The organism is Lysinibacillus sphaericus, assembly GCF_002982115.1.
GTDB classification, from domain to species: domain Bacteria; phylum Bacillota; class Bacilli; order Bacillales_A; family Planococcaceae; genus Lysinibacillus; species Lysinibacillus sphaericus.
Genome location: NZ_CP019980.1, coordinates 4,382,500 through 4,395,050, shown reverse-complemented (window position 1 = coordinate 4,395,050; position 12,551 = coordinate 4,382,500). Strand labels below are relative to the sequence as shown.

At 36.3% G+C, this 12,551-nt stretch carries 13 protein-coding genes; 7 read left to right on the top strand and 6 right to left on the bottom strand.

Going from position 1 to position 12,551, the window contains the following annotated elements:
• Positions 1–168: 168 nt before the first annotated feature.
• Positions 169–840, bottom strand: a complete 672-nt coding sequence (locus tag LS41612_RS21490; RefSeq protein ID WP_024360875.1) for a carboxymuconolactone decarboxylase family protein — start codon at positions 838–840, stop codon at positions 169–171.
• 322 nt (positions 841–1,162) lie between these two features.
• On the opposite strand from LS41612_RS21490, the gene LS41612_RS21485 reads away from it, so the two are divergent.
• Positions 1,163–2,677 (top strand): DEAD/DEAH box helicase, encoded by a 1,515-nt coding sequence (locus tag LS41612_RS21485; RefSeq protein ID WP_029747050.1) that lies wholly within the window; start codon positions 1,163–1,165, stop codon positions 2,675–2,677.
• Between the two features lie 114 nt (positions 2,678–2,791).
• Entirely contained in the window at positions 2,792–3,571 is a 780-nt protein-coding gene (locus LS41612_RS21480) for a YqhG family protein (RefSeq protein ID WP_024360877.1), read from the top strand.
• 327 nt (positions 3,572–3,898) lie between these two features.
• Here LS41612_RS21480 and LS41612_RS21475 read toward each other — a convergent pair whose 3' ends face one another.
• Entirely contained in the window at positions 3,899–4,222 is a 324-nt protein-coding gene (locus LS41612_RS21475) for an ArsR/SmtB family transcription factor (RefSeq protein ID WP_024360878.1), read from the bottom strand.
• The gene (locus LS41612_RS21470; protein ID WP_024360879.1) at positions 4,219–4,644 is read right to left on the bottom strand and encodes an SRPBCC family protein; all 426 of its coding nucleotides are present in this window, start codon (positions 4,642–4,644) and stop codon (positions 4,219–4,221) included. The genes LS41612_RS21475 and LS41612_RS21470 overlap by 4 nt, the downstream gene beginning before the upstream one ends.
• Before the next feature lie 174 nt (positions 4,645–4,818).
• Here LS41612_RS21470 and LS41612_RS21465 point away from each other — a divergent pair, with 174 nt between their 5' ends.
• A complete protein-coding gene (locus LS41612_RS21465) occupies positions 4,819–5,454 on the top strand; it encodes a LysE family translocator (RefSeq protein WP_024360880.1) in 636 nt (211 codons plus the stop codon).
• 165 nt (positions 5,455–5,619) lie between these two features.
• Here LS41612_RS21465 and LS41612_RS21460 read toward each other — a convergent pair whose 3' ends face one another.
• The 3 genes from LS41612_RS21460 to LS41612_RS21450 all read right to left on the bottom strand — a co-directional run bounded on the left by LS41612_RS21460 (position 5,620) and on the right by LS41612_RS21450 (position 9,177).
• Positions 5,620–6,426: an SDR family NAD(P)-dependent oxidoreductase gene (locus LS41612_RS21460; protein ID WP_024360881.1), complete on the bottom strand. Its 807-nt coding sequence runs from the start codon at positions 6,424–6,426 to the stop codon at positions 5,620–5,622.
• Between the two features lie 530 nt (positions 6,427–6,956).
• On the bottom strand, positions 6,957–7,661 hold the full coding sequence (locus LS41612_RS21455) for a hypothetical protein (protein ID WP_024360882.1): 705 nt from the start codon (positions 7,659–7,661) through the stop codon (positions 6,957–6,959).
• Between the two features lie 202 nt (positions 7,662–7,863).
• Positions 7,864–9,177, bottom strand: a complete 1,314-nt coding sequence (locus LS41612_RS21450; RefSeq protein ID WP_024360883.1) for a short-chain fatty acid transporter — start codon at positions 9,175–9,177, stop codon at positions 7,864–7,866.
• 307 nt (positions 9,178–9,484) lie between these two features.
• On the opposite strand from LS41612_RS21450, the gene LS41612_RS21445 reads away from it, so the two are divergent.
• The 4 genes from LS41612_RS21445 (at position 9,485) to LS41612_RS21430 (ending at position 12,537) form a co-directional block, all read left to right on the top strand.
• On the top strand, positions 9,485–10,369 hold the full coding sequence (locus LS41612_RS21445; RefSeq protein WP_024360884.1) for a LysR family transcriptional regulator: 885 nt from the start codon (positions 9,485–9,487) through the stop codon (positions 10,367–10,369).
• Positions 10,370–10,483: 114 nt separating this feature from the next.
• Positions 10,484–11,191, top strand: a complete 708-nt coding sequence (locus tag LS41612_RS21440; RefSeq protein ID WP_024360885.1) for a CoA transferase subunit A — start codon at positions 10,484–10,486, stop codon at positions 11,189–11,191.
• Positions 11,191–11,832, top strand: coding sequence for a 3-oxoacid CoA-transferase subunit B (locus LS41612_RS21435; RefSeq protein WP_024360886.1), 642 nt, complete (start codon positions 11,191–11,193; stop codon positions 11,830–11,832). Before LS41612_RS21440 ends, LS41612_RS21435 begins: the two co-directional genes overlap by 1 nt.
• A 66-nt stretch (positions 11,833–11,898) precedes the next feature.
• The gene (locus LS41612_RS21430; RefSeq protein WP_024360887.1) at positions 11,899–12,537 is read left to right on the top strand and encodes a kinase; all 639 of its coding nucleotides are present in this window, start codon (positions 11,899–11,901) and stop codon (positions 12,535–12,537) included.
• The last annotated feature ends 14 nt before the right edge of the window (positions 12,538–12,551 follow it).

The following is a 12,551-nucleotide window of genomic DNA, read 5'->3' as shown; positions in this document are numbered from 1 at the left end:
CTTTTTCCAATAGTGTAACAAAAAGTATTTAAAGCGTACATTTAATAAAAAACATTGAATTTATAAGCGAGTTACCTTAGCGAATAATAACGATTACCGCAAAAAAAGTGTTAGATTGATTGCGGTCAATCTAACACTCTTGCTCTTTTAACAAACAGTCTAAATATTTTACGTAAGAAGGGCTACTTGATCGTAGGCGTTTAAGGCATTGACACCATGGGCTAAAGCAGAACCCGCCTTTAATGCAGTAGCAACCATAATAGACTCAGCAATTTCCTCTTTGGAAACGCCTAATTTTTTTGCTGCTTGGACATGTAGAGAAATGCAATAAGGGCAGCCTGTAGTATGGGCAACAGCAATAGCAATGAGTTCTTTTTCATATCCTGTTAATAGCCCGTCCTTCATTGTTTTTGTATCAAAGTCAATAAAAGCGTTAAAGGCGCTAGAATGTAGAGTAGAAAATTCTTTAATTCGTAAAAAATACTGTTCTTTATATAGTTCCTCATCCGTATTGCCATCATAGGCGTTTAAGGCATTGACCCCGTGGGCTAGAGCAGAACCCGCCTTGAGTGCGGTAGCAATCATAATAGCTTCACTAGCCTCTTCTTTTGAAGCATTTTTTTGTTTAGCCTGTGTAATATGCAATTCAATGCAATAGGGACAACCTGTCGTATGAGCCACAGCAATGGCGATTAACTCTTTTAATTTAGCTGATAATTTCCCTTCCTTTAAAGCGAGTGTATCGAATTTAACAAAGGCATGAAACGATTCAGGTGAAAGGTTAGCGAATTCACCTAAACGATTAAAATAATTTTTTTGATAAAGACTATTAGTTGACATGGAACCCTCTCCTCAACATTTGTATTTTTGTTATTCTAGCAAAAATTTCCGTCTTTCAAAGCAATTACTAAAATCTAGTGAAAAGTTGTGTGCTTATTTCTACTAAAGAATATTAAATAATCCTATAAATGTAAATTTATTTTGAAAAATTTAAAAATAGAACTAAAAATCAAAGGAAATATGTATTTTTTACGAAGACTAGAAAATAGGGTTGGTTTTATTCGATTAAAAGATTGTCTTACTTACTGAGATATTCCTATAAATAATGGTCATAGCTTTTTCTTTTTTGGACAACCTAATTTAGAAATAATAGCATGAGGTGATGATCATGATAGTGGAGAGGTCGTCCGATTGGCAAGAAGGCTTTTTAAATAGGCTAAATAATGCTGAAAAATGGCATAGTTGGACTTTGTACAAAATGAACTATGAAATTGTGAAAATGAATTTAATTCCGGAATTTACTGGTTTACAAGCACCTAAATTTTTGCCCAAACTAACACCACTTGCCCATCAATTAGAAGCAGCGCAAACCGTTATTGAACGTATGAATGGGAAAGCGATATTAGCAGACGAGGTGGGACTTGGTAAAACGATTGAAGCAGGTCTTATTTTAAAGGAATATTTGATACGAGGGCTTGTAAAAAAGGCTTTAATTTTAGCACCAGCATCTCTGATTAACCAATGGATAGAAGAATTGAATCAAAAATTCCACATTCCCGCAATGGCGTATAAAAAAAATTGCCCAATTGAGCGTTACGATATTGTTATTATGAGCATGGATACCGCCAAAAAAAGCCCACATAAAGAACTTATTTATGCGCAAGATTATGACATGATTATTATTGACGAGGCGCATAAATTAAAAAATCATAAAACCCAAATATACGATTTCGTACAAGGATTAAAGAAGAAGTTTTGCTTATTACTAACGGCAACTCCTATTCAAAATGATGTTTTTGAACTTTATTATCTTATTTCGCTACTAAAACCAGGTCATCTTGGTAATTATGAAACGTTCCAGTCTGCATTTTCTGCAAGCAAGCACGATTTACAGCATGATGACTATTTAAAAGAATTAGTCAATCAAGTGATGGTAAGAAATCGAAGAGAGGATACAGGCATTGAGTGGACCAATAGACGTGTTCAAATTGTGCCAATTCACTTTAGCCCTGAAGAAATGGAAGTGTATCACCTGCTTGGTACGCTAACATCTACAGCCTCCTTTTCATTAATTACGTTGCAAAAGGAAATGTGCAGCAGTAAAGAGGCGACTGCACTTACATTATCTAAAATGCTTGAAAACAGTGCTGAACGTGAAGCGTTAGAAGAAATTCTAGCAAAAGTTATGGCGTTAGAAGTCAACTCGAAGGCCCAAAAAACGCTTGAGATTATTGAACAAGCGAAAGATAAAGTCATTATTTTTACAGAGTATCGTGCAACGCAAATTTACTTGCAGTGGTATTTACACTCACACGGTATTACGAGTGTTTTATTTAATGGTAAGTTCAATAAAAACAAGCGGGATTACATGAAACACGTATTTAAGGAAAAAGCGCAAGTGCTGATTGCAACTGAGGCAGGGGGAGAGGGGATTAACCTTCAATTTTGCCATCACGTAATTAATTACGATTTGCCTTGGAATCCAATGAAGCTGGAACAACGCATAGGTCGTGTGCATCGTCTAGGTCAAGAACATGACGTTCATATTTATAATCTTGCAGTAGAAGATACGATTGAAATAGATATTTTAGCATTGCTGCATACAAAAATTGATGTGTTTGAAAAGGTAGTTGGCGACCTAGATGCCATTTTAACGAATTTCAAAAAAACCGTCTAAATTTGCTTTGGTAGAAGTGCATTGTTGCTAATGAAGTTTGAATGTCCAAGATGTACTTCATTTTCGGCGGGAATGAAAGCCTAAGTGAATGAAATTATTGTAAGGGGAGAGGGCATGTATCCACAACAAGTTCATAATTATTTACGACAATTTTTCTTAGAAAATGAATGTGATATGATCTTTGAGGATGAGCATTATTTAACAGTACAATTAACGATTGCTATGGATAAAAGAATTATGAACCGCCCTTTTTACTGGCAATATGTAGAAGCAACCAATGGCGAACCTAACCCTGCACAAGTTACCTTTATTACAGAGCAAAATGCAATGTCAGGAAAGGTAATCGGGGAAGTTGTCCATTTTGGCTCACCCAGGCTCAATCAAATATTTCAAGCAACAAGAGAGCTTGGAGCCTTTGTTCAAATGTTTCAAAAAGTGGATGCAGAGATAGGGCAAGTATTGCTTACCCCATGGCTTGGCGTAAATTATAAAGTGTCGTATTGTTGCGATCGAACGAAAGAAATGCTGTACTCTTTTGGTATTAACTTACTGACAGGAACGATAAATAATAATTTCCATGAAGCAATAAATAGCATCGATTGGGACAGCACACAGTCTGAAAACGCATTTTATGTACAACATATTATTAAGCCAGAACGTGCACTTCAACGCTTGGATAAAGCAATCGATGCAATTATTCAACAGGATGACCATACATGGGCTGAACAAGCAAAAAAGAGATGGCAACGAGACCAGCGTGTTTTAGACTACTTTTATGAAGATGTAGAGGAAAAGCCGGAGTGTTATGAGGTTGAGAAAAAAGCATTAGAAGAACAATATGATGCAAAAATTAAAATTGAAATTGTGAATGGTGGATTATTTTATATGAGATAAAAACATGTAAGAGGCTGGGACTTAACTAAAAAAGTTTAAGGAACAGAGGAAAGGTATTGCTATATGGAGACCTTATCTATTCTTGCTTTTGCAATAAAAAAAATTAGAAGGGTTCACTAGTTGTTGGTAGCGAAGGGGTGACTCCTGCTCAGAACGCACACAGCGTAAGACGTTGGCATTTTTGCGCGTTAGCGAGGGTTACGGCTTACTGTGCTGAGCGGAAAGCACCGCCGAAGCGGACAACAACGGCGCAGCAAAAAAGGTGTTAGATTGACTGCCATCAATCTAACACCTTTTCTCTTTTGTCCCAGCGGCTTAAGTTTTGCGCTATTCGTCGTTATCAATAATATGTTGCAACTGCGCCAATTTATTATTCCAAAACAAGTCAAAATATTGTAACCAGTCTTCAATCTCTTTTAACCGATCAGTGTGTAACGTGTAAATTTTTTCGCGCCCTTTCTTTTGGGCGGATACTAGCTCGGCTTGTTCTAAAACGTGCAAATGCTTGACGACAGCAGTTCTACTAATTGTAAAGTGGTCAGCAATTAGTGCAATGGGTTTATCGCTTGATGCTAATAGTTGTAGTACATGACGTCTTGTCGGGTCAGCAATTGCTTGAAAAACATCAACCTTGTTTGCAAGCTGCGTCATGCAGTTTCCACAGTCTCTTTTAATTTTTTGCCAACAAGCATCGACCAACCATTGTCCATATTTTGACGAACAGCGTCAGCAGGCATGTTTGCTTTTGGAATTAGATGAGATGCTTCTTTCCAGCCACCATGAGTTAATGTAAATACTGTTTGCTCTCCAGATTGTTTTAACTCAAATGTAACAAACCACCCATCAGTATCCCATGCAAAACGGACAAAATGTGGTGCATCTACTTTTTCAACTTTACAGGGCGATGGGCCAAAGGGTGATTGGAGTGTAAATGCATGCCCTTCTATTGGTTTAAAATCATTGGGCATAAACCAAGAACCTAGTTTTTTAGCATCTGTAACAGTGTCCCAAACCTTCTCGATTGGCGCGTTGAACGTAACAGTTTTCACAATATTTTGCAGTTGCTCTGACATCATATAGTCTCCTCTATTTTAAAAATATAACCATTAGGTGTTATGAATATATAACACCTAATGGTTATATGTCAAATAATTAGAATGTAACAGATTTTGAAGTCCGCCCCTTTTTCAAGCAGATTACGTATGATAGAATTATTTTTATAATTTTCAGACGAATGGGGGGTTAGCATGGAAAATATACCGATGTTTTTACTGATGTGTATTTTGTTAATTATTTTGCCTGGACCTGATACAGCTATTGCGACAAAAAATACATTAACAATCAATAAAAGAGGAGGCTTACAAACGATTATAGGCTCTTGCTGTGGATTATTTATTCATACATTAGCGGCAGTTATTGGTCTATCAGCGATAATTGTAAAATCAGCCTATCTATTTGCGATTTTAAAATACGTCGGAGCAGTGTATTTATGTTACTTAGGTGCCAAGACGTTATGGACGTTAAAAAAGATGCCCGTGCAGTCATCCGTTGTCGATGAAGAAACGCAAATTGACAACAAATATGCGCATCAATCTTGCTTTAAACAAGGCTTCTTAACCAATGTTACAAATCCAAAAGTAGCAGTCTTTTTTTTAACGTTCTTACCGCAATTTGTAGACGGTTCTAACAGTACATTTTTTCCATTTCTACTAATGGGGCTTATTTATACTGCTTTAACCGCTTTATGGTTTGTTTTCTATGTCTATTTATTAGATAAAATTAGTGCTTTTATGAAGAAGCCTATGACAAAGGCAGTAATCGAAGGCCTAACAGGAACCGTTTTAATTGGCTTCGGCATTAAATTAGCATTAGAAAAGGGTTAGGTGTCAGGCACTCAAACAATTTCAGGCACTCAAACAATTAAAACAGGCTGTAGACAATTCCGGATTTCGGAATGGATCTACAGCCTGAGACAACAAGGATATAAATATCGATAAATTTGAACACGAATAGCAATTTTAAGCTAGTTCAATCAGTTTAAAAGGTAATTATTTTTGTAGATTTGCAGCCCAAATATTTGTATCTGCAATAGTTGGATTTGCCATGTAATGGCCACCTTCGATTTGAAGTGTTTGACCAGTCATAAATTTCGATTCGTCAGATGCTAAATACACTACTGCGTAGCCGATATCATCAGCTTCACCATTGTATGGTAGGGCGTTGTATTTTGTGAAAATATCTAGTAAATCCTGTGGTAAGTTGTTTTTAGCTGCAGGTGTTAAAATTAACCCTGGTGCTATCGCATTACAACGGATTTTATCTTTACCGTATTGAGTGGCAATGTATTTAGTTAAGTGAACGACGCCAGCTTTTGTCGTACCATAAGCTGTACGTATTTGGTCACTTGCAAATGCGCCCATAGAAGCTGTGTTAATGATAGAACCACCACCAGCTTTTTGCATATGAGGAATAGCGAAGCGGCTACCTAGTAAAACTGATTTTAAGTTTACATTTACTAGACGATCCCACTCATCTAAATCGATATTTACAACATCTAAATCTTTTTGTAAGTTTGTTAAACCAACATTATTAAATAGAACGGTAATAGTACCGTATTGTGCAACCGTAAACTCTACTGCATCTTCAATAGATTGAGCATCGCCTGCATCTAAGAACACTGCGGATGCTTCATAACCTTCTTTTACTAAAGAAGCTGCAACTTCTTTTGCTCCTTCAATATTAAAATCAGCAATAACAACTTTTGCTCCTTCTTTCGCTAACAAAGTTGCTGCGGATAAACCGATGCCTGACGCGCCGCCAGTAACAAGCGCTACTTTATTTTCCACACGTTTCATACATAACTCCTCCTAGAATGAGTGATAAACAGAATATTGACAGATAAAAATAAATCATATTCAATATAACTTCATTTAAATAACAATAGATAGTTTAACACTAAACTAATGAGAAATGAAATAAAAAGTATAGCTCGTATTTAAAAATATTTGCTTATAACAAAGTACGTTAAAATTATTTTTGTGGCTGCTTAGTGTTCGTAAAAATAAGGTGCTTAAGCCGTTCCTCCATAACCTTTTTCTTTTCCTTTCGGCACTTTCTAATATGCAGCGTTTTCCGTATCAAATAGCTTCCTATGATTACGACACAAAACAGTATTAAAAAAATCAGCATCAAAAAAATTCCTTTTTATATAATTTGATAGAACATAGGTGTAGCTATAATGACGTTCCCTCTGTATAGAGAGAGGGGCTGCACGCAAATCATTTTCTGTACATGCTGCAATTGACAGCTACACGTCGCTGAAGACTATTTGTCTTTTTAACAGTAATAATGAACATCCTAACAGAAGCAATTAAGCCCAGCATAATTAAAACAACGGCAGATGAGAGTCCATTGATAGCTCATTATTAACGAAAATTCGATTGCTAATGACGAAAGATAATAACATTTTTAAGGCAATAATTTTGTGGGCGCCATCTTGTAAAATAACGATTTTTGTAAATTTTAAATTGGCTATGCGATTAGCCAAAGCATATTCATTACAATTTGTAATGGAACCTCCCATAGGATGACAACCTAATACAAAATTACCTGCATAAGAATCTTTTAAGACATTGGGATGCATGGATTGATAGTGTACTTCCAAAATACTGTCCCCATCGTTCATAAACCGATTAGCAATGAGGAAATTTTTGAGTGCCCCTTTTAAATCAATGGCAATCGCAGTATCTGCTAAAATTGCTCGGAAATAAACAGATACAATATTAGCATTTCCTATGTAAGGCTTAACTTCTACATTTATCTCTCCTGAAGGTAAAACAGATAGATGTACATTTGCTTCATGAATACCATCTGTTAACTTCATCATTGTTTTCCCATAGTGCATACTTTTTATAAAAATACTATTATCGTCCATATAAGCCACTGCAATTTGATTATTTTCAACTTGTAGCCACTTCGCTTCAATTCCTAATACTTCTACACAATTTTGTAGTTCATATACGTGGTGCTGAAATGAGAAACCCATATAATCCAAATTAACGGTACGATTTTCAAGCAATTGCTTCAACATCTGTGCTATCTCCAATCTTTGATAAATTATGACAAATTTCTTATTTGATTATAGGAAATGAAACTCTCAAAAAACTCTCAACTAGTCTAATATATCGACATTATAAAAAATAAAATGGTTACTTAGGTCTTAAACTAAACCAAAAAACCCCACAAGAACGGTATTAACGCTCTTTGTGAGGTTCTAAAAAATTCAATAGTAACTAGAAGAAGTACAGTCCGATACTAATGATAATTCCTGTAAAGATTAGGATAAATAAACAGAATCCCATAATATCTTTTGCCTTTAAACCTGCAATTGCGAGTGCTGGGAGGGCCCAAAATGGCTGAATCATATTTGTCCAAGCATCTCCCCAAGCGATAGCCATAGCCGTTTTGGCATAATCCGCACCTAGAGTCGTTGCAGCATCTAACATAATGGGTGCTTGAACCGTCCATTGGCCACCGCCAGAAGGTACAAAAAAGTTGACAAGCCCCGCAGAGAAAAATGTGAATAAATAGAAAGTATGGTCGTTTGAAATGTTGACAAACCATTCAGAAAATACCGCCGCTAAGCCAGAAGCGGTCATCATCCCCATAATACCGGCGTAAAAAGGGAATTGGAATACTATACCTGTTGTTGTTTTAATTGCATCTTGTGCAGCGGCAAGAAAACGCTGCGGTGTACCATGAAAAATAATTCCCAGTACAATAAAAATCGTATTTACAACATTTAAATTTAAAACAAAGCCTTTTGTAATAAAATGCTGAATTAAATAAATAACACCGATAAGACCAATTAATATTGTTAGAATGTAGCTGCGCTCTGAACGGCTTGCAAAATGATTTTCAGCTTTTGGCAGCTCTATTTTTTCCTCAATTAATAAAGAAGGTTCAATTTCTACGACATCCTCTTCCTTTGGCATCATCCAACGGTTAAATAATGGCAATGTCAGAACAATGACAATGACAATAAATAAGTTGTATGTAGAGAAAAGTGTAACGTCTGTTGGGATTACACCCATAATATTTGCAAAAGGATGCCCCTCCGTTGCAATTGATAATGGAACGGAACCTGCTAAACCTCCGTGCCAAATAACAAATCCTGAATAAGCACTGGCAATTAATAAACGATAGTCCACTTTTTTAACATGACGTGCAATTTCTTTTGCAAAAAGTGCCCCTATGACTAGTCCGAATCCCCAGTTAATCCAGCAAGCAATTAATGAAATAAATGTCACAATTATAATTGCCATGCTTGGCGTTTTAATTTTACTAGCGACTGCTGATAAGCCTTTTTTAAAGACAGGGCTATTCGCTAAAATATGTCCAGCAGCTAAAACAATGACCATTTGCATAGTAAAGGATAATAACTCCCAAAAGCCGTCTCCCCAGTAAGTAACCATATCTAATGGAGAGGAATCTGTTAGTGTGACCCCTAATAATAACACTAGTACTGTGAGTATAGTGACAAATATGTATGGGTCAGGCAAATACTTTTCCATAATAGCATTCGATAGTTTTGTTAACGTTTTCAATCTAGTAAACCCCCTTTTATTTCTACCATCCCTTATTCCTAATATTACATAGGGTGGCTTGTAAATAAAGATAAAAATGGTATGAAAGACAGTAAATGAAACGTAAAATAGAAATAAAGAATTGGAACAGCTCTTCTGAAATTAGCTATTTAAATATTATCGAACATATAAGAAAACCTTATCATTCTTGAATTTATTCCCGTTACGTTTTGCAAGAAGGATTAAAAGATAAGGAGTAGAATTTATTACTAATAAACACTTTTAGAATTTTTTTTATAACAAATAAGAATAAATAAGGGGTCATTAAATGGAATTACGTGATTTAAAGGCATTTATGGATGTGGTGGAATATGGAAGTTTTACAAAAGCAGCAAGTGAGTCCTTTGTATCCCAGCCCTCATTAAGTAAGAGCATAAAAAAATTAGAGGATAATCTTCACGTCGAGTTATTGAATCGGTCCACACGACATGTAGAGTTAACGGATGCAGGACATATTGTATATAAGCAAGGACAAAAAATTATGCGCTCAGTCCATGATTTGCATATATTGCTAGATGACTTGTTAAATATTAAAACAGGAACTATAAAATTAGGTATTCCACCACTGATAGGCACGTTGTTTTTCCCAGAAATTGCTCGTAAGTTTCATCAGCAATATCCAAATGTTCATTTAGAGCTAGTGGAACGTGGAGCGAAGTTAATAGGCACTTTAGTGGAAAATGGTGAAGTGGATATGGGGATTGTCGTTTTACCTACCGACGAGCGAAAATTTGTTGTGCAATCTTTTGTGGAAGATCAGTTTTTTGTCTATATAAATGAACAGCATCCTTTAGCGCAACAGGATACTATTTTATTACAAGATTTAAAAAATGAATCGTTTATTATTTTTACAGAGGAATTTACGTTGCATGATTATGTGATTAAATCCTGTAAAAGTGCTGGATTTACGCCGATTATCGGATACAAAAGCTCACAATGGGATTTAATCGTGGAGTTAGTGTCTTCAAATTTGGGTGTAACGCTGTTGCCTTATTCTATTGCGGCAAAGCAAACGAATCAAAATGTAAAAATTATACCGTTACAGAACTATCATATGCCGTGGCGCCTTGGCGTTATTACGAAAAAAAATACATATCAATCTTATGCTTTAAAGCAATTATTAAAGACAATACGATCGGAAGAAACATTGTAACAATGCAGTTATTCGATTTTAGAATAAATAACATTCCAATTAATTCCTTTACTTATAAAACAAGAATGATGTAGAATTTTTCTTAATAAACGAGCAATTTTAGGGGGTTTCGATATGGAGAACGGGAAAGTGTGGCATTCGTTTGAGGAAGCCGTTGCAGATATTAAGGAAGGTGCTACGTTAGCAGTTGGGGGATTTGGTTTATGTGGTATTCCAGAAAAGGCAATTGCAGCATTACAACAAAAGGGAACAAAAGACTTAACCGTTGTAAGCAATAATTGCGGAGTGGATAATTGGGGATTAGGATTATTACTAGCTAATAAACAAATAAAAAAAATCATTGCTTCCTATGTTGGCGAAAATAAAATTTTCGAACAGCAGTTTTTAAACGGCGAGTTAGAAGTAGAGCTCGCGCCACAAGGAACGTTAGCTGAGCGGCTACGAGCTGGTGGAGCGGGTATTCCAGGATTTTATACAGCGACAGGGGTTGGCACGCCTATTGCGGAGGGCAAGGAAGTAAAGGTTTTCGATGGCAAAGAATATATTTTAGAACAAGGGATTGTTGCAGATTTTGCGCTTGTCAAAGCATGGAAAGCAGACAAGCTAGGCAACTTAATTTATAGAAAAACATCACGTAATTTTAATCCGTTAGCAGCAATGGCTGGCAAAATTACAATTGCAGAAGTAGAAGAAATTGTGGAAGTGGGCGAACTAGATCCAGATCATATCCACACACCAGGTGTCTTTGTGCAACGTGTCTTACTCGGTGACAAATATGAAAAACGTATTGAGCGTTTGACAGTGAAAAAGGAGGAAGCATGATGGTGGATACAAGACATAGAATAGTGAATAGAGCAGTGCAAGAAATTGAAAATGGTATGAATGTCAATTTAGGTATTGGTATCCCAACACTTATTGCCAATGCTATTCCTGCTGACTACGATGTGTTATTACAATCTGAAAATGGCCTTCTTGGCATTGGCCCTTATCCAGAGGAGAGTATGGTAGACCCTGACCTCATTAATGCAGGGAAGGAAACGGTGACAGCCGTGCCAGGCGCATCCTTTTTTGATAGCGCTGATTCCTTTGCCATGATACGTGGGGGGCATATTGATCTTGCAATTTTAGGTGGTATGGAAGTTTCGGAAACTGGGGATCTAGCGAATTGGATGATTCCAGGAAAAATGATTAAAGGCATGGGCGGTGCTATGGACCTTGTTGTCGGCGCGAAAAGAGTTATCGTGGTGATGGAGCATGTCAATAAAAATGGAGAATCAAAAATTAAAAAGCAGTGTGAGCTACCGTTAACAGGCAAAGGTGTCGTGCACAGATTAATAACGGACTTGGCTGTATTCGATTTTACAGATGCAGGCATGCAACTCATCGAATTAGCAGAGGGTGTGACATTGGAAGAGGTAAAAGCGAAAACGGCTGCTTCATTTAATGTTGCTTTATCCCATTAATTAATAAGAGACCAGTTTACCTTGTGAAGGTAAGCTGGTTATTTGAATTTTAAGGAGAGTGAAGAATTGCTTTGCCTACAGCAGGTTACAAACGAAATAATGAAACAATATTGCAGTTCGGATCGAGGAGCAAGGCCATTTATTGTTGCCATTGACGGATTAGGTGGGGCAGGAAAAACGACCTTTGTCAAAGAGTTAGTGAGCATGCTAGAAAATGCATGTACGATTCATGTGTTACATATTGACGATTACATTGTAGAAAGCGAAAAACGCTATAATACGGGTTATGAAGAATGGTACGAATATTATTACTTACAATGGGATATAGCGTACATAAAATATTGCTTTACCAAAATACATAAAGATTATCAGGAGCTAACGCTTCCTTTTTATAATCGGGAAACGAATACTATCATAAATATGCAAAGCGTATTTCCACCAAATAGTATTTTATTAATAGAAGGAGTCTTTCTCCAGCGCCATGAGTGGGAACAATTTTATGATTATACGGTTTTTTTAGAATGCTCTTTAGAGATTAGGAAAGAAAGAGTACTAAAGCGTGATTCGTATATAGGCGATGAATTAGCAATATTGAAGAAGTATAAACAGAGATATTGGATGGCAGAACAATATTACTTAGAAAAGGAATCACCATTACAAAAAGCAAATATAATCTGGCAATCGGCTAAAATCTCAGACTATTGACCGTTCTACTCTCA

Excerpts from the sequence above, each read along its gene's own strand:
- LS41612_RS21470 (WP_024360879.1), bottom strand. The coding sequence starts at position 4,644 with ATGTCAGAGCAACTGCAAAATATTGTGAAAACTGTTACGTTCAACGCG.
- LS41612_RS21465 (WP_024360880.1), top strand. The coding sequence starts at position 4,819 with ATGGAAAATATACCGATGTTTTTACTGATGTGTATTTTGTTAATTATT.
- LS41612_RS21445 (WP_024360884.1), top strand. The coding sequence starts at position 9,485 with ATGGAATTACGTGATTTAAAGGCATTTATGGATGTGGTGGAATATGGA.
- LS41612_RS21485 (WP_029747050.1), top strand. The coding sequence starts at position 1,163 with ATGATCATGATAGTGGAGAGGTCGTCCGATTGGCAAGAAGGCTTTTTA.
- LS41612_RS21440 (WP_024360885.1), top strand. The coding sequence starts at position 10,484 with ATGGAGAACGGGAAAGTGTGGCATTCGTTTGAGGAAGCCGTTGCAGAT.
- LS41612_RS21490 (WP_024360875.1), bottom strand. The coding sequence starts at position 840 with ATGTCAACTAATAGTCTTTATCAAAAAAATTATTTTAATCGTTTAGGT.
- LS41612_RS21435 (WP_024360886.1), top strand. The coding sequence starts at position 11,191 with ATGGTGGATACAAGACATAGAATAGTGAATAGAGCAGTGCAAGAAATT.
- LS41612_RS21455 (WP_024360882.1), bottom strand. The coding sequence starts at position 7,661 with ATGTTGAAGCAATTGCTTGAAAATCGTACCGTTAATTTGGATTATATG.
- LS41612_RS21460 (WP_024360881.1), bottom strand. The coding sequence starts at position 6,426 with ATGAAACGTGTGGAAAATAAAGTAGCGCTTGTTACTGGCGGCGCGTCA.
- LS41612_RS21480 (WP_024360877.1), top strand. The coding sequence starts at position 2,792 with ATGTATCCACAACAAGTTCATAATTATTTACGACAATTTTTCTTAGAA.
- LS41612_RS21475 (WP_024360878.1), bottom strand. The coding sequence starts at position 4,222 with ATGACGCAGCTTGCAAACAAGGTTGATGTTTTTCAAGCAATTGCTGAC.